We start from the raw sequence: 17,201 nt of genomic DNA on the forward strand, positions 1-17,201 counted from the left end.
AAGGAATAAAGAAAATCGTGATAATACTCAATCAAAGAGTGATAAAAAAGATGCGCTCGTTATCGCGGATATGGTCAAAAACGGCTACTATTCCTTTATTCGCCCATCATCAGAATCATTTGAGAAACTTAGAGTGCTAATGTCTAATCGTGATGTGATTGTAAAGCGTCTCGTAATGTCTATTAATCAAATAAATCGATGGGTAGATGTTGTCTTTCCAGAGTTGCGACAAGTGTTTAACGATGTTTCGTGCAAAGGTGCAATCGCAACCCTTCGTTTGTTTCCAACTCCAGCTGAAATATCTTCAATGGAGTCAATAGATGTCCAGAGGGGATGGAAGTCATTAATGAAAAGACAACCAGGACCTAAAAAGGATCAATTACTGATCAATCTAGCAAAATCTTCTATTGGAACGGGACAAGCACTGGATGCTTATAAATTCCATCTAGAACAATTATTAGAAGAATATGACCTCGCTGTAAAACAACTAGTTACAGAAGATCTCAACAATATTCCATTTGCAAAAAAACTACTTATGATTAAAGGAATAAGTGAAATTTCATTAGCTGGGATCCTAGGTGAATCAGGTAATCTAAGTGGATTGTCTCACGGAAACTCTCTTTTACGTCATGCAGGATTACATCTAGCTGAAGCAAGTTCTGGCAAGTGGAAAGGTCAGATTGTTATTTCGAAGCGTGGAAGGTCAAGACTTCGACGTTTCCTCTACTTAGCAACCATGAGCCTTGTGATGAATAACCCTGAATTTAAAGCCATGCATTCCCATAATGTGAAGGTTAAGAAGATAAAGAAAATGAAATCAATTATGAAACTGATCGGTAAACTAGCAAGGATTTTTGTAGGAATTGCATCACCTTGCTAAATACTCTTAAACATTTCTTTTCTACTTATGCCATCCTCTAACTGCAAGAAAGAGTGTACACCGGAAAAGGACAGAATATACAATATGTCCACAGATGGTGTCAGGCACCAAAATGTTTATAAATTAACAATAATGTAGAAAATATTAACAACGAAGCATACAACTTTAAAGGACGTAAATAAATGTTCAAAAAACCAAAATTTAAACCAAGAGAGTTTAAGGCACAGGAGGGAAATGAGTTTACTTCATTAAATAGTCTCAATGAATTAATCAAGAAATCGATGAATTCGGATGACTTCATTCACTATTGTTATCCTAAATTTGAGCATGAGTATTGGATATCGTATAATCAGTCCCTTGTCGATCCTGATATTTTACATAAAGACATAATGTGTCATTTAGATAAAGCTCGAGGTACTTCCTTAGAAAACATAAAATCTGTTTTACCCATTGAAAATATTATGATTACAAGCGATGTGGATATTATTAATGCAAAAATTCATACTGGTTATATCGTAATTCAACTACATGAATTCGATGTAACATGTGTATTAGTCCAGGCAGAATCCAAACAATCACGTGCTATTTCACTGCCGGAGGTTGAATTTTCTGTAGTAGGCCCTAAAGAATCTTTTGTGGAATCTATGTCGATTAATTTAAATTTAATCCGAAAAAGATTGCCCATCCCTGAGTTAACGGTAAAACAATTTGAAATTGGCAGTTTATCAAAAACAAATATATCTGTTATTTTTATTGAAGGTATCGCAAATGAAGAAAATGTAAACACGGTTTTACAACGGGTGAAAGATATTGAATTTGACCAAGTCATTGATAGCTCATATATTACACAAATGATTTCTGATAATCAGTTATCCTTATTCCCACAGTTAGTCGATACGGAAAGACCAGATCGTGTTGCTGCTGTTCTTTCTGAAGGGAAGGTAGTGGTATTAGTAAACGGTTCGCCTCATGCATTAATTGGGCCTACATCCCTTATTGAATTTTTTGCAGCCTTTGAAGACTATTTTTTAAACCCGATTATCGCTTCATCATTTCGAATAATTCGATTATTTGCCGTATCTTTTTCGATCCTGGTTACACCGATTTACGTTGCCACTTTAACGTTTCATTATGAATTAATTCCAAAGGATTTGATGGGAACTCTTATAACATCCAGACGTGAGGTTCCACTTCCACCGATTTTAGAAGCCATTTTTCTTGAATTAACGATTGAGCTATTAAGAGAAGCGGGTGCCAGACTGCCAACAAAGGTAGGACAAACAATTGGTATCGTGGGAGGGATTGTTATAGGAACCGCTTCAGTTGAAGCTGGTCTTACAAGTAATGTTTTGCTTATTATTGTTGCATTGGCGGCGTTGGCTTCATTTACGACTCCTGTGTATCAAATGGGTAACACAATACGCTTAATACGTTTTCCATTTTTATTATTTGCAAACTTTTTCGGGATGTTAGGAGTAGTCGTTTGTTTTTGTTATATGCTTGCCCATTTGCTGCGCTTAACATCATTAGGAAGACCATTTTTGGAACCAATTTATCCTACTCGTATGCAAGATTTAAAAGACGCATTTTTTAGGTTTCCGTTCTCAGCAAATCCCAATAGACCAATAAAACTGCAAACGGGAAATTCGCTGCGCTTTAATCCTAAAAAAGCGAAGGAAAAAAAAGATGTTGATGAGTGATTGGTGTGTGAAGTAATGCAATCTACAGTTGAGGAAAGATTTCAAGTTTCACCTTATCTTGTTTTATTCTTGGTAAATTCTATCCAAATTGGAGTTGGTGTCCTTTCTTTTCAAGCGGAAATCGTCAAATGGGCGGGGAATGATGCATGGATTTCGATCATAATATCAGGGATGTATATTAATATTTTAATTTGGATGATGTATCGTGTGCTAAACAAGGAAAAGACAGATATCATCGCCATTAACAAAAAAATATTTGGGAAGTGGATAGGGAACCTTTTTAATATCTTCTTACTTATTTATTTCCTGTTAATTTCAATCGTTATCATGCGAACATATTTTGAAGTAATTCAAGTATGGATGTTTCCGAGAGTCAGTCTACTATCGTTATGTGTGATTTTTTTTCCTTTGTTTTACTATATCGTAGAAGGTGGATTTAGAATTGTAACAGGTATTTGCTTTTTCGGAGTAATGCTGCCGCTTTATTTAATTCTTACTTTAATTTTTCCACTGGAATTTGCTCATTATGACAATTTACTGCCAATTTTTCATCATTCAATAAATGAAATCATGTTGTCGGCTAAACAAATGTCCCTTAGCTATATTGGATTTTCTACACTGTTTATCTATTATCCATTTATTAAGAATCCGGAGAAATCACAAAAATGGGCACAATTTGGCGTTGTATTCAGTATTTTAATCTATCTGATCACTTATATTGTAACCATTGTATTCTATAGTGAGGAGCAGCTGAAAACAAATCTTTGGCCGACATTAGATTTATGGAAGATAATCGAAATGCCTTTTGTTGAAAGATTTGAGTATATAGGGATCAGCTCCTGGGCTTTAGTTATCCTTCCGAACATTACATTAGCATACTGGGCATTTATGAGAGGAGCAAAACAAACGTTTGGAGTAAAGCAGCGAAAAGCCCTGTTGTTTTCGCTTTTAGTTACGTTGTTTGTTGTTCCGTTTGTTAAAACTCACAGCCAAATAAAACTATTAAGTAATTCGCTTTCTTTCGCAGGATATTTTGTCTTTTTTGGTTACATTCCTTTCATCTTTATCAGCTATTTTATTTACAGCAAGGTGAGAAAAAATAAATGAAAAAACTTCAACTGAGCTTTATTAATATTGTCCTCATGATTTTATTAACAGGATGTGTCTCTGAAGAAAAAATTATTGATGATATCGATCTTGTTACTGCTGTAGGTTATGATTACGTAGATGCTAATTATGTCAGGGGCACGGTTTCCATTCCAGTATTTAAACCAGATAAAACTATCTCTACTCAAACGTTTTCAGACGTTTCCAGTCTTATACGAGAGAATCGAGCAAAACTTGATTCCGAGGCCGATAAACCTTTATTTAGTGGTAAGTTGGAAGTAGCCTTGTACAGTGAAGAGCTGGCGGAGCATGGAATTTATGAATTTATTGATTATCTTAGTCGAGAACCAAGTATAGGTTCGCGAGTTCTTCTTGCAGTTGTCGAAGGCAAGGCAAAAGATTATATCATTAAAAAATTTCCATCAACAGACACTGGTCTCTACATATCAACTTTATTAGAAAAATACATCGAAAAAGGGACAATTCCTAAGACGAATCTTCATCAAATGAAGTATTTGTATTTTTCAAAAGGGGGAGATCCTTTTCTTCCGCTATTAAAAATGAAGAACGGGAAAGTGAAAATAAATGGAATTGCCTTATTTAAAGACGATAGATACGTTGGAAAAATTCCTTTTAAACAAACCTTTGCGTTTAAAACGCTCGTAGAGAACTTTGAATCTGGTATCTTCCCAATCCATAATGGGCGCAATTCAGCAGTTGTTGAGAATGTGAAGGCTAAAAGGCATTATACAGTGGACACATCAAAGTCAGTCCCCAAAGTTAGAATTGATATCTCAATCAATGGGGTAGTAAGAGAACATAAAGGAACGATAAATAATCAAAAAGTGGTGCAAGGTCTTGAGAAGGAGATGGAAAAGCAAATTTCGAAAGATTACAAAAAGATTATCGCTACAATCCAAGAACTAAATGTAGACCCAATTGGATTGGGCGATATCATAAAAAGCCAAGACCGATCATTTAATGTCAACAAATATAAAGCTTATTATCGTGAGCTTCCAATTAAAACTAATGTGAAAGTAAAGATTACTGAGTATGGAGTGACTAAGTAAACACTATCTAAAGTCTAATAAGCAGAAAAGCCGAAGAATAATGGACTGCACCCGAATTGTTAGACACACTCTAACAATTCGAGGTGCATTTTTTATGGTGAAATTTTCTCCATTAGATATAAGAAATTAAAATTGGGGTTGCAGCGGCAACTCCTCTTTAGAGTGGAGTATAGGAAATAACGTGTGCTTTTTTGTTCTTGCTTTTGGCTAGAAATTAGTCATTTATAATTTGTGGTTGTATTATTAAACAAATTATCAAATCTTTTTTATAAATGACTTTATTTAACAATTAATACCGGGCACAGTGAACCATTTTTTGTAAAAAACAGAAGATTGACACTATGATAAATGATATATAAAATATTTTTATATATTTAAAGATAAAAGATTGGGGCTATGACATGTTTAAAACTGAGATGAACACCGTAGTAACTCTATGTCAGCTTCACACAGACCTATCGGAACAAGACATACAAAAGATCCAAGAAGTGGTTCAAAACGTGCAATTAATTGCCGATTTAAATCAAGCAAATGTGTTTGTAGATTGCCAAACAAGTGAAAAAAAGCATGCTATTGTGGTGGCAGAAGCAGCACCTGCAACGGCCAATTCTGTCTATAAAAATCCGGTGGTAGGAAAGTTTGCCTACGAAACGTTTGAGCCTGCAGTTTTTTATGCGTTTCGGACAGGTAAGCCGCTTTTTCTCAATCATGCCTTAACCCAGGAAGGGAAAAAAGTCGAACAAAGCGTTGTTCCGATTGTTGGAATTCATAACCGAGTGATTGGCACGTTGATCATGGAGAAAGACAACAGTGATAAGCTCCAAAATCAAAATAAACTGAAAGCGCTAACAGAAGCGAATGAGACACTTAGCGAACTCTTACTGGGAATGGCTGAAAATCGCCCTTTTATCCCAGATGTGATTGAGGAATCTCTATTCATTATTGACGAGGATTTACAGATTCAATATTCGAATCCTGCTGCGATGAATCTTGTTTTAGAAATGTGTTCGGAGGAATGTAAAAGCGGCAATCTTTTTACTTCCTATTTTCCTAACCTTGCAAAAATTTGCAGGCTGCCGGATGAACTTGTGGTCCAAGAAATCATCATTCAAAATAAAGTCTTTCAAATGAAAAAAATTGCTCTTGTGCAGCATGAGAAAAATAGCGGATCGTTTATCATTTTTCGTGACTTAACAGAGCTGCGCCAAAAGGAGAGGGAGCTTACCGTAAAGACTGTGGCCATCCGGGAAATCCATCATCGTGTAAAAAATAACTTGCAAACGGTAGCGAGTCTTCTTCGGCTGCAGATGCGAAGAGGGGTCCCCGAAGAAAGCAAGTTTTATTTTATCGAAAGCCTCAACCGAATTTTAAGTATTGCCTCTGTCTATGAAATCATCTTATCCAATTCTGAAAATCAGGATGATGTAGAGATTGTTAGTTTAATAGAAAAAATTGGGAATATGCTGGTCTTAAGTGAAGATCATGAAGGAAAATTGATTTCGATCGACTATTCCGGCCCAAAGATCCTTATTAAATCGAATCTAGCTGTTTCCGTTGCTCTTGTTATAAATGAATTAATTCAAAATTGTGTGAAGCATGCATTTGCGGAGATGACAGAGGGCCAAATTGATGTAGTCATCCAGGAAGAGGCTTCTGCAGTAAGAGTCCTTGTAAAAGATAATGGAATTGGCTATACTCCTTCTATGAAGCCGTCATTAGGGCTTGATATTGTTAAAATGATGATAGAACATGATTTATCGGGCCATTTTTCCATTGAAGGAACAAGTGAAGGAACGGAAGTAACCGTCGAATTTCCCTTTGCGTGGGAGGATTAAGGAATGAAAAAGCGAATTATCGTTGTTGAAGATGAGTCCATCGTCCGATTGGATGTTTCCCTCATGTTAAAAGATGCTGGCTATGATGTTGTGGCTGAAGCAGCTGATGGCGAGAAAGCAATTGAATTGGCTTACAGCCTTAAACCTGACTTAATGATCATGGATATTAAAATGCCGAAGCTGAACGGTTTAAAGGCCAGTGAGATTATTTCCAACAAATTCAATATCCCGATTTTGCTGTTAACGGCCTATAGTCAAAAGGAATATATAGAAAAAGCGAAGAAGGCAAATATTTTAGGGTATCTTGTAAAGCCGATTTCGGAGGCTAACTTGATTCCTGCGGTTGAAATTGCTTTGAAGCAGGCAGAAAATGCTATTCTTTATAAAGAAAAAGTAGAAGAAATGAATCGGGAACTGAAAAACCGAAAGATTGTTGAAAAAGCAAAAGGAATTTTAATGAAACAATTGAATTTACCGGAGGAAACGGCTTACAATAAGATTAGAGACCTTAGCATGAAAAAACAAATGCCATTGGAAAAAGTGGCAAAGTACATTATTTTGAAGTACCCAAGTTAGTTTACAAGTGAATAGATGAAGCAAAGGTGCTTAGTAGGTTTTATTTTTTATAAAAATAAAGTCTATTAGGCATTTTTTTTATTAATTTGAGAGGCGGGTTTGTCGTGAACGAAGAGAAAAAGAGGTTTATACAGGAGTTTGTCCCAGGGAAACAGGTAACTTTAAGCCATATTATTGCCAATCCGGACCCGGATATGTTTGAAAAACTGGGGATACAGGAGGCTGGGGCATTAGGGATTTTGACGCTGACCCCAAGTGAGACGGTGATTATTGCCGGAGATTTAGCCACCAAATCGGCTAATGTCAAGTTAGGATTTTTGGATCGCTTTACCGGAAGTCTTGTGATTGTCGGCAATGTTTCAGAGGTAGAAATGGCGATGCAGGAAATCAACCGTTTTTTGCAGGATACGCTGAAATATACCCCGGCGGAGATCACGAAGTCATAGAATCAGAAAATAGAATTTTTCAAGAAAGGAGGAAATATGATGACGAAAAAGAACCGAGCCATGCTGATCGGTTCCATTGGGGCCGGAAAATCGACGTTAACAAATGCATTGCTTGACCGGGACGTGCCTGCTGTCAAAACGCAGTCGCTGAATTACTACGATTGGATTGTTGATACCCCAGGAGAATATTGTGAAAACCCGTTCTACTATAAAAATATCATGGCAACGGCATTAGAAGTGACACATGTCCTGTATTTACAGGATGCGACCAAGAAGAAAATGATTTTCCCGCCAGGATTCAGCAGCGGAATCAATAAAATCCCCATTGGGGTGGTCACAAAAAGTGATTCAGACCAGGCTGACGTTGAACTAGCCATTTCTTTGTTAAAAAAGGTAATCGTAACCAAAGGTCCGATTGTCATTACCTCTTCCCTAAAAAATAAAGGAATAGAGGAGATCCGGAATCTGGTAAACTTCCGTTCGACACATGAAATGAAGAAGTATTTTGAAGGAAATCCATCCCCATTTGTAATTTTTTAAATGAAAGCCTTTACAATATCCAGAAAATAATTTATATTATGAATAACAAATGAATTTAATGGCAATGGCGCCTCTTTTAAACTATCTAATTTGGGATAGTTTACAAGGGGCGCTTTTTGTTTTTTGGGGGAGTTGAGATGAAGTTCAAAGGCCCGCAAAAAGAAGAAATGATCAGTGCGGGAATCGATATAGGCACAAGTACAACAAAGCTGGTAATCAGCCGGCTCACGTTAATGAATATGGCTGGCGGGGCACATGTGCCGCGAATTGAAATCATTGACAAACAGGTCATCCATCGCAGCCCGATTTACCGGACACCGCTGCTTTCACCAACCGCCATTGATATTGAAAAAATTGAAGACTTTGTCAGAAAGGAATATCAGAAAGCAGGTATTGAGCCAAAGGATATTCAAACGGGAGCAGTGATCATTACGGGTGAAACAGCCACAAAGTCAAATGCAGAAGTAATGCTGCATCAGCTGTCTGACCAGGCTGGGGAGTTTCTAGTTGCAACAGCTGGTCCTGACTTAGAAGGAATTATTGCCGCTAAGGGATCGGGCGCCTATGAATATTCGAAAGATACGAGGAAGGTTATCGCTAATATCGATATCGGCGGGGGTACAGCCAATGTGGCCGTTTATAAATCTGGCAGACTTTGTGGAACCTGTACGCTTCATGTAGGCGGCAGATTAATTGAATGTAACGACAATAAAATCCAGAGTATTTCTCCGCCTGTTAAAAATTTACTGCGACAATGGGATTCAAGGATGGTGGAGGGGCAAAACCAAAATCCATCAGCGATAAAACAAGTAACCGATTTTATGGCAGATGTCATTGCGCGGATGTTAAAAAAGGCACTCACAAACGAGGATCTAACGTTGCTGCTAGGGCATGAACCTAACTGGGTGGAAGATATTGAGGCGATTATGTTCTCAGGCGGGATAAGTGAATGCATTTATCAGCATGAGACCGGAATCGTACAGTCGGCCAAATACGATGATATCGGGTTGATGTTAGCCGCCTCCTTAAAGGAAAGCTCAAGTCTTGCTCAATGGACTTGGGTAAAGCCGCAGGAAACGGTTCGGGCCACAGTGCTGGGCGCCGGAATGCAAACGACTGAAATCAGCGGCGCAACCATTGAAGTTGATAATCGTAAATTGCCGATGAAAAACTTGCCGGTTTACCAGATTCGATTCGAGGGTGATTTTAAAACGGAAATAAACCAATTATCCAAGCGGATTGAGGAAGCACTCGATCTCTATGACCCACAGCGTGAGGGACAGAATTTTGCGGTTTATTTTTCAGAACTGCCTTACTTAAAATTCCGTGAAATCGATGAATTTGCTGAATACATCCTCAAAGCAATGAAACAAAAACCGAATCAAACTCAAGAGTTGGTCCTTGTGCTTGACCGGGATTATGCAAAAGTTCTCGGGCAAACACTCAAGCGGAAGGCTCCGGTGCAATCCGTCATTTGTATTGATCAAATTAAAGTTGAAAATGGGGACTATTTGGATATAGGCCAAGTGCTCGAAACCGATGTTGTTCCTGTCATCATAAAAACATTAACATTCCAGAAATGACGAAAGGGGGCATTCTTATGAGATTAAAGTCCACCTATTTAGGTACCGTCTATCAATTTTCCTCACTAAAAGATTTATTTGCGAAAGCAAATGAAGAAAAATCCGGCGACCGCTTAGCAGGGATCGCTGCTGAGACCGTTCAGGAAAGAATCGCAGCAAAACAAGTGTTGAGCTATTTAACACTACTAGATATTAGGGAAAATCCCATGCTATCTCCTGAAGAGGATGAGGTTTCAAGGATTATCGAGGGTCAGATCAACGAACCCATCTATCAATCGATTAAAAATTGGTCTGTTTCGGAGCTTCGCGAGTATATCCTGAACGATTCAACTACCGGTGAAGACTTGAAACGCCTCAGCCGAGGTCTGAATAGTGAAATGATTGCAGCGGTGGCAAAGATCATGTCCAACCTCGATTTAGTCCATGCCGCCAATAAAATTGAAGTTTTATCCAAATGCAATATTACGATTGGTCAAAAAGGAGTGTTAGCCTCTAGGCTGCAGCCAAACCATCCGACGGATAATGTCGACGGGATGATGGCCTCAATGAAAGAAGGGCTTGCGTATGGGATTGGAGATGCAGTAATTGGAATAAACCCGGTAGATGACTCCGTTGAAAGTGTAAAACGGTTATTGCATGCGACACATGACTTTATTCAAAAATGGGAAATTCCAACGCAAAACTGTGTGCTTGCCCATGTGACAGCTCAAATGAAAGCGGTCCAGCAGGGGGCGCCGGCAGATATGATTTTCCAGAGTATTGCCGGAACCGAAGCGGCGAATCGTTCTTTCGGGATTACCGCTTCCCTCTTGGCGGAAGCCAATGAAATGGCGAAAGTATACGGTACAGGAACTGGTCCACAACGTTTGTATTTTGAGACAGGTCAAGGCTCGGAATTATCCGCCGAAGCTCATTATGATATCGACCAATTGACAATGGAATCCCGGAATTATGGCTTTGCCCGCTACTATGACCCGTATATTGTCAATACGGTAGTCGGCTTTATCGGACCAGAGTACTTGTACAACAACAAACAAGTGATTCGAGCCGGTCTTGAAGATCATTTTATGGGAAAAATGCATGGCATTCCAATGGGCGTTGATATTTGCTATACGAACCATATTAAAGCAGACCAGAATGACATTGAAGATCTTGGCGTGCTGCTTTCCGCGGCAGGGGTGAATTTTATTATCGCTGCACCAATGGGTGATGATTGTATGCTCAATTACCAGAGCTTAAGTTATCACGATGTTGCGACATTAAGACAGACGCTGAATAAACGGCCGGCACCATCATTTGAAGCATGGCTGGAGAAAATGGGGATTTTTGAAAACGGGAAATTAAGTAAATATGCAGGTGACCCGACGATTTTTTCGCGATAGGAGGTGTAAGGAGTGAATCCTGAGTTAGTGGAACAAATCACGAAAATGGTGGTTGAAAAATTGCAGACGAAGACCGCTGCTGGCGGTGCGGCGGTGGAAGAAGTTAAGAAAAAGACGAACGTTGATACATCGGCAAAAGTGGAAGTGAAATTTTGGAGCCACCGGACGAATCATGTTGAAACAGAGTGCAATCAAAGTCCGGGCTGCACGGTGTCAGCCCATGAAAAAGAAATACTTCTTGAACCAAAGCCGCCTGTAGGACTTGAAAATCCGATTAATAAGGAAGAGCTGGATCTTTTAATTAGCAAAACACCGGCAAGAATTGGCGTCGGCCGTGCGGGATTAAGGCCCAAAACGGCCACTTGGCTGAAGTTTCGCTTTGACCATGCGGCAGCAGTCGATGCCGTTTATGGTGATGTCGATCCGAAAATACTTGAAAGCTTATCCTTATTAAAAGTTAACACGAAGGTTACCGACAAAGAGGTCTATGTCCGCCGTCCTGACTTCGGCCGAAAGCTCTCTGATGAGGCAAAACAATTAATTGATCAAAAATGTAAAAAGTCTCCGACGGTTCAAATTATAATTTCTGACGGCTTAAGTTCGAAAGCGATCGAGGAAAATTTAGAGGATGTCTATTTATCTCTTAATCAATCGCTTCAAAGCTTAGGGCTCGATGTCGGAACACCATTTTTTATCGAAAAAGGCCGGGTGGCGGCAATGGATGATGTTGGGGAGATCCTAAAACCGAAAGTGATTGTTTACTTGATTGGTGAACGTCCAGGTCTCGTGAGTGCGGAATCGTTAAGTGCGTATCTCTGCTACGAACCACGCCACGGCACCATTGAGGCCGACCGGATGGTCATCTCCAATATTCATAAGGGCGGCATTCCACCGGTGGAGGCCGGCGCCTATATCGGAACTCTCGTGCAAAAAATATTAAAATATGAAGCCAGCGGTGTTTCGCTAGTACAAAAAGAGCAATAAGGGGAGGGTTAATAAATGGCATTAGAACAAATTCATGCAAATATCTTGGCTGTTCGGATTATTCCAAACGTTGACCCTGCCTTAGCAGCTCAGTTTCAGTTAAAAGCCCATCAACGGAGTTTAGCGATTTTTACCTCAACGATTGACGATGTCGGCTATACAGCTCTTGATGAAGCAACGAAACGCGCAGATGTTGATGTTGTCTATGCAAAGTCCTTCTACGCAGGTTCCGCGCATACATCAGGGCCATTGTCTGGTGAAATGATCGGCGTGTTGGCCGGTCCAAGTCCAGATGAAGTGAAAAGCGGGATTGATGCGGTGATTCAAACCGCAGAAAATGAAGCGTATTTTGAGGCAATCAATGAGGAAAAAAGCCATGCATTGTATGCCCATGTCGTGGCAAGAACCGGTTCTTATCTATCAGCTGAGGCAGGGATTAATCAAGGAGAAGCACTAGCCTATTTGATTGCTCCGCCGCTTGAGGCGGTGTATGGAATGGATGCGGCGTTAAAGGCTGCTGATGTAGAGCTGGTTAAGTTTTTTGGACCGCCTTCGGAAACAAACTTTGGAGGTGGGCTATTGACCGGGTCGCAATCGGCATGCCAGGCGGCAGCGGATGCTTTTCGTGCTGTGATTATCGAAATTGCGAGAAATCCACGACAGTATTAGATTCCTATATAATAGGCGGATAATGCTGCATACGTGTAATTTTAAACAAAAAACAAGAGAGAAAGGAGTGTCCCTGTTGCCATTTGATTTAGATTTACAATCCATTCAGGAAATGCGGGATGCAGTTCAGAAAGCTAAAGAAGCACAGCAAAAGTACTTGGCGTTTTCCCAAGAACAAGTCGACAAAATTGTGAAACGGGCTGCCGAAGCGGCTGCTGCCAAATCACTTGAATTAGCCCAGATGGCGGTCGAAGAAACCGGAATGGGTGTAGTCGAACATAAAAAAATGAAAAATGACGTCGGTTCACATGCTGTCTATGAATCTATTAAAAACGAGAAGACAGTTGGAATCATTAACGAGGACCGTACAAAGAAAATAGTCGAAGTCGCCTCACCTTTTGGGGTGATTGCCGGGATCATTCCAACGACAAATCCAACTTCGAGTGCGATTTTTAAAGCATTAATCGCACTAAAAACAAGAAATGGAATCGTATTTAGTCCGCACCCACGGGCAGTGAAATGCTCAGTCGCCGCTTTAAAGATTTGTTTGGAGGCAGCCGTTGATGCGGGAGCGCCGGACGGAATTATTGGCTGGATCTCAAAACCAACAATGGCAGCAACCACTGAATTAATGCACCATCGTGATATTAATTTGATTTTAGCAACTGGCGGAAAAGATTTAGTCCGTGCTGCCTACAGTTCAGGTAAGCCTGCATATGGTGTCGGTCCTGGAAACGTGCCCGTCTATATCGAAAAAACCGCCAATATCGAAAAAGCGGTCAAAATGATTGTTCAAAGCAAAACGTTTGATAACGGCACGATTTGTGCAACGGAACAAGCCATTGTGGTTGACCAGAATGTCAAAGAAATGGCCGTAAGGGAGCTTAAAAATAATGGCGCCTATTTCTTAAATGAGCAGGAGAAATCACTTTTAGAAAAGGTGATTTCACCATTGCCAGGAAAGCTGAATCCGGCAATTGTTGGTCAAAGTGCTTTCAAGATTGCGGAATTGGCGGGTATTTCCGTTACAGCCGACACAACGATTTTAATTGCGCAAGAAACGCGGATAGGGAAGGACGTTCCTTTTTCCATTGAAAAACTTGCGCCGATCTTTCCGATTTATACAGCTGAAAGCTATGAAAGTGCAAAAGAGCTGTGTGTGAAAATCTTAAATTTAGGAGGGATGGGACATAGCTTATCCCTTCACACCAATGATGACAATGTAGCCCGTGAATTTGCGCTATTCATGCCAGTATCACGACTGATGGTGAATACTCTTTCTTCCATTGGTGCGGTTGGAGCCACAACGGAATTGATGCCATCGCTGACACTTGGCTGTGGATCATTTGGCGGTAATATTACTTCAGACAATCTAACGGCCCGCCATTTAATCAATATCAAAAGAATGGCCTATGGAACAAAAGAGGTTAACGTTCCAAAACCATCCAGCAAAAGTCCTGCTCCACAATGGGGTGCCAGCAACCATGTAGACGAGATTGTGAATCATGTTTTAAGCAATGTGAATGTATCGGGCCAGCTAGATTCGCAGGTAATTTCTGAATTGGTAAATCAAGTATTAAAAAAATATCAAATGAATTAATAGGAGGAATTTACAATGGCTAGAGAATTAACAGCATTAGGAATGGTGGAAACAAAAGGTTTGGTAGCATCCGTAGAAGCAGCAGATGCAATGGTAAAGGCAGCAAACGTACATTTAATAGGTAAAGTACATGTTGGCGGCGGGCTTGTAACGGTTCTTGTCCGCGGAGATGTAGGTGCGGTTAAAGCGGCAACTGAAGCAGGTGCGGCAGCAGCAGAACGTGTTGGTGAACTATTATCTGTTCATGTCATCCCACGTCCGCACAACGAATTGGAGAGCATTTTACCAAAATTAGAAGTGGAAGTGTAAGAAGTAAGGAGCCAATTCGATGAATGAACAATCTATTCGAACGGTTGTTGAAGAAGTGATTCAGCAATTGTTAAAAAAGGACTTCAGACCCAATACAATCCCGATGGCTGTCTCTGCCCGCCATTGCCACTTAAGTCAAGCTGATTTAGAAACGCTTTTTGGCAAAGGGTATGAGTTAACGAAAAAAGCGGACTTGTCTCAGCCCGGTCAATTTGCGGCTAATGAAACGGTGGTCATTGTCGGACCAAGAGGAAGCATTGAAAAAGTGCGAATCCTCGGTCCGGCTCGTTCTTTAACACAAGTGGAAGTCAGCAGAACGGATGCAGTAAAGCTAGGGTTGAAACCGCCGATAAGGGAATCTGGCAATATTGCTGGTTCTGCACCGATTACTCTGGCAGGGCCCAAAGGAAGTATTTTCAAAAATGAAGGACTGATCATTGCCCAGGCTCATATTCATATGCACCCTGAGGATGCCGCTTATTTTGGCGTTGAAAACGGCGAGTATGTACGAATCCGAACAGAAGGGGAACGCCCGGTTTCGTTTGAAAAAGTACTTATAAGGGTTTCACCGAGATATCTGCTTGAAATGCATATCGATACCGATGAAGCTAATGCCGGGTTCATTACAAGCGGTCAGGCTGGTTTCATTGTTAAGGATGGGGAGCCTTTAGTAAAACCCCAGCCTGTGACCAATCAGGTATCACCTGAACAAAACGAACCAAAAGAAGTTCATTTTCAAAAAAATCTCTTAACCAAAAGAGATGTGCAGGCATGTCAGTACGAGATGATATTGGTTCGGAAAGGCACAATTGTGACTCCATTGGCACGAGAAGTTGCAAGAGAGTTGAAAAAAAGCATCCAGGTTATGAATTAGTTTAAGGGGATGATTTTTTGTTAGTTGGAACGGTGATAGGAAATGTATGGGCGACAAGGAAGGAAGAGAATCTAACAGGATTAAAATATTTATTTGTCCAGCCGGAGCTTCCATCCGGGGCGCCTATCCTTTCACCGTTTATTGCGGTGGATCGGATTGGTGCCGGAGTCGGAGATAAAGTGATGGTCACAACGGGAAGTGCGGCGGCAAATATTATCGGTGACCATAGAATGCCGATTGATGCTGTCATTATCGGAATTATCGATTCTATTGATGTTGAAGGAGGTGCGTAAGTGATGTCAAAAGCCTTAGGAATGATTGAAACTAGAGGGCTGATTGCCTCGATCGTTGCCGCAGATGCAATGGTTAAAGCAGCGGATGTACGTTTAGTTAAAAAAGAAAAAGTGGACGCCGGACTCGTTTCGATTTTAGTAGAAGGAGATGTCGGGGCTGTCCAGGCAGCGATCGATGCTGGCAAGTATGCTGCTCAAAGTGTCGGGGTGCTGGTAACCGCGCATGTGATCCCGCGTCCGGATGAGGGAGTAGGGCAAATGTTGGCACAGACGCCGAAAAAGGGCGAGGAGAAACCAAAACCTGCAAAAAGGGGTCAAAGAGCAAAACAAGATGAGCCTCCAGCACAAACAGAATAATTTTTAAAAGAATGGAGGAAGAAACATGGTTTTCAAACGTAAAAAAATTGCAGTGATTGGTGCAGGATTTACAGGTGCAACAGCGACGCTGATGATTGCGCAAAAAGAATTAGGAGATGTCATTCTGGTTGATATCCCGTCTCAAAACGATCCGACCAAAGGGAAGGCACTGGATATGCTGGAAGCAAGCCCTGTCCAAGGCTTTAATGCAAATATAACGGGTACCTCAGATTATGCGGATATACAGGATGCTGATTTGGTGTTAATCACTGCAGGGCTGCCGCGGAAACCAGGGATGAGCCGGGATGATTTGGTTTCTACGAATGCAAAAATTATTGAGAAAGTCTCGGAAAATATTAAAAAATATGCGCCGAATAGCTACATTATCGTTTTAAGTAATCCTGTTGATGCGATGACCTATGTTTGCTATAAAACAACAGGGTTTCCTAAAAATAGGATTATCGGTCAGTCCGGAGTCTTAGATACTGCGCGTTTCAACACTTTTGTTGCTCAGGAATTGAATGTGTCAGTGGAAGATATTTCAGGTTTTGTCCTTGGCGGGCATGGTGATGATATGGTCCCATTGGTTCGATTCTCTTATGCCGGCGGAATCCCGCTTGATAAAATTCTCCCGCCTCACCGAATTGAAGCGATTGTGGAAAGAACGCGTAAAGGCGGCGGCGAGATTGTCAGTTTGCTAGGTCAAGGCAGTGCCTACTACGCCCCGGCAGCTTCGATGGTCCAAATGGCTGAAGCCATATTAAAGGACAAAAAACGAATCTTGCCATGTATTGCCTATCTGGAAGGGGAATATGGCTATCAGGATTTATATCTAGGGGTTCCAACGATCCTTGGCGGCGATGGGATTGAAACAGTCATTGAAATTGCGTTAACCCCTGAAGAAAAAACAGCCCTTGATCAATCAGCCCAATCTGTTCGGAATGTTATGTCGATTTTGAAGACACGATAATATTTGGATAATATATCCTGTGAATC

The 17,201-nt window shown here is 40.6% G+C and carries 18 protein-coding genes; all 18 read left to right on the plus strand.

The annotated features are described in order from the left end of the window. Nucleotides 1-880 (plus strand): transposase (locus tag AB7942_RS27605; RefSeq protein ID WP_369449335.1); only part of this gene is annotated, 880 nt, incomplete at its 5' end. A 182-nt stretch (nucleotides 881-1,062) separates the two neighbouring features. Then, nucleotides 1,063-2,580, plus strand: a complete 1,518-nt coding sequence (locus tag AB7942_RS27610) for a spore germination protein (RefSeq protein WP_483310934.1) — start codon at nucleotides 1,063-1,065, stop codon at nucleotides 2,578-2,580. 15 nt (nucleotides 2,581-2,595) lie between these two features. After that, nucleotides 2,596-3,687: a GerAB/ArcD/ProY family transporter gene (locus tag AB7942_RS27615; RefSeq protein ID WP_369449336.1), complete on the plus strand. Its 1,092-nt coding sequence runs from the start codon at nucleotides 2,596-2,598 to the stop codon at nucleotides 3,685-3,687. Beyond that, on the plus strand, nucleotides 3,684-4,757 hold the full coding sequence (locus AB7942_RS27620; RefSeq protein ID WP_369449337.1) for a Ger(x)C family spore germination protein: 1,074 nt from the start codon (nucleotides 3,684-3,686) through the stop codon (nucleotides 4,755-4,757). Before AB7942_RS27615 ends, AB7942_RS27620 begins: the two co-directional genes overlap by 4 nt. Nucleotides 4,758-5,158: 401 nt before the next feature. After that, the gene (locus AB7942_RS27625; protein WP_369449338.1) at nucleotides 5,159-6,592 is read left to right on the plus strand and encodes a histidine kinase N-terminal domain-containing protein; all 1,434 of its coding nucleotides are present in this window, start codon (nucleotides 5,159-5,161) and stop codon (nucleotides 6,590-6,592) included. A 3-nt stretch (nucleotides 6,593-6,595) separates the two neighbouring features. Then, nucleotides 6,596-7,168, plus strand: coding sequence for an ANTAR domain-containing response regulator (locus AB7942_RS27630; RefSeq protein ID WP_026564955.1), 573 nt, complete (start codon nucleotides 6,596-6,598; stop codon nucleotides 7,166-7,168). Between the two features lie 104 nt (nucleotides 7,169-7,272). After that, a complete protein-coding gene (gene eutS, locus AB7942_RS27635) occupies nucleotides 7,273-7,614 on the plus strand; it encodes an ethanolamine utilization microcompartment protein EutS (RefSeq protein ID WP_168243707.1) in 342 nt (113 codons plus the stop codon). A 39-nt stretch (nucleotides 7,615-7,653) separates the two neighbouring features. Then, nucleotides 7,654-8,154 carry a EutP/PduV family microcompartment system protein gene (locus AB7942_RS27640; protein WP_369449360.1) on the plus strand — a complete coding sequence of 167 codons (501 nt, stop codon included), beginning with the start codon at nucleotides 7,654-7,656 and terminating at the stop codon, nucleotides 8,152-8,154. A gap of 137 nt (nucleotides 8,155-8,291) precedes the next feature. Next, nucleotides 8,292-9,737 (plus strand): ethanolamine ammonia-lyase reactivating factor EutA, encoded by a 1,446-nt coding sequence (locus tag AB7942_RS27645; protein ID WP_369449339.1) that lies wholly within the window; start codon nucleotides 8,292-8,294, stop codon nucleotides 9,735-9,737. Nucleotides 9,738-9,754: 17 nt separating this feature from the next. Continuing rightward, nucleotides 9,755-11,119: an ethanolamine ammonia-lyase subunit EutB gene (locus AB7942_RS27650; protein ID WP_369449340.1), complete on the plus strand. Its 1,365-nt coding sequence runs from the start codon at nucleotides 9,755-9,757 to the stop codon at nucleotides 11,117-11,119. 12 nt (nucleotides 11,120-11,131) lie between these two features. Further along, entirely contained in the window at nucleotides 11,132-12,103 is a 972-nt protein-coding gene (gene eutC / locus AB7942_RS27655; RefSeq protein ID WP_369449341.1) for an ethanolamine ammonia-lyase subunit EutC, read from the plus strand. Nucleotides 12,104-12,118: 15 nt separating this feature from the next. Next, nucleotides 12,119-12,772, plus strand: a complete 654-nt coding sequence (eutL, locus tag AB7942_RS27660; protein ID WP_369449342.1) for an ethanolamine utilization microcompartment protein EutL — start codon at nucleotides 12,119-12,121, stop codon at nucleotides 12,770-12,772. A 76-nt stretch (nucleotides 12,773-12,848) separates the two neighbouring features. Continuing rightward, a complete protein-coding gene (locus tag AB7942_RS27665) occupies nucleotides 12,849-14,372 on the plus strand; it encodes an aldehyde dehydrogenase family protein (protein WP_369449343.1) in 1,524 nt (507 codons plus the stop codon). Nucleotides 14,373-14,387: 15 nt separating this feature from the next. Beyond that, a complete protein-coding gene (locus AB7942_RS27670) occupies nucleotides 14,388-14,681 on the plus strand; it encodes a BMC domain-containing protein (protein ID WP_026564963.1) in 294 nt (97 codons plus the stop codon). A gap of 19 nt (nucleotides 14,682-14,700) precedes the next feature. Next, nucleotides 14,701-15,555, plus strand: a complete 855-nt coding sequence (pduL, locus tag AB7942_RS27675; protein WP_483310935.1) for a phosphate propanoyltransferase — start codon at nucleotides 14,701-14,703, stop codon at nucleotides 15,553-15,555. A gap of 17 nt (nucleotides 15,556-15,572) precedes the next feature. After that, nucleotides 15,573-15,848, plus strand: coding sequence for a EutN/CcmL family microcompartment protein (locus tag AB7942_RS27680; protein WP_168243714.1), 276 nt, complete (start codon nucleotides 15,573-15,575; stop codon nucleotides 15,846-15,848). A gap of 3 nt (nucleotides 15,849-15,851) precedes the next feature. After that, nucleotides 15,852-16,205, plus strand: a complete 354-nt coding sequence (locus AB7942_RS27685; protein WP_369449344.1) for a BMC domain-containing protein — start codon at nucleotides 15,852-15,854, stop codon at nucleotides 16,203-16,205. Nucleotides 16,206-16,230: 25 nt separating this feature from the next. Further along, nucleotides 16,231-17,175, plus strand: a complete 945-nt coding sequence (mdh, locus tag AB7942_RS27690) for a malate dehydrogenase (protein WP_369449345.1) — start codon at nucleotides 16,231-16,233, stop codon at nucleotides 17,173-17,175. Nucleotides 17,176-17,201: the final 26 nt, after the last annotated feature.

The organism is Neobacillus sp. BF23-41 (assembly GCF_041106275.1).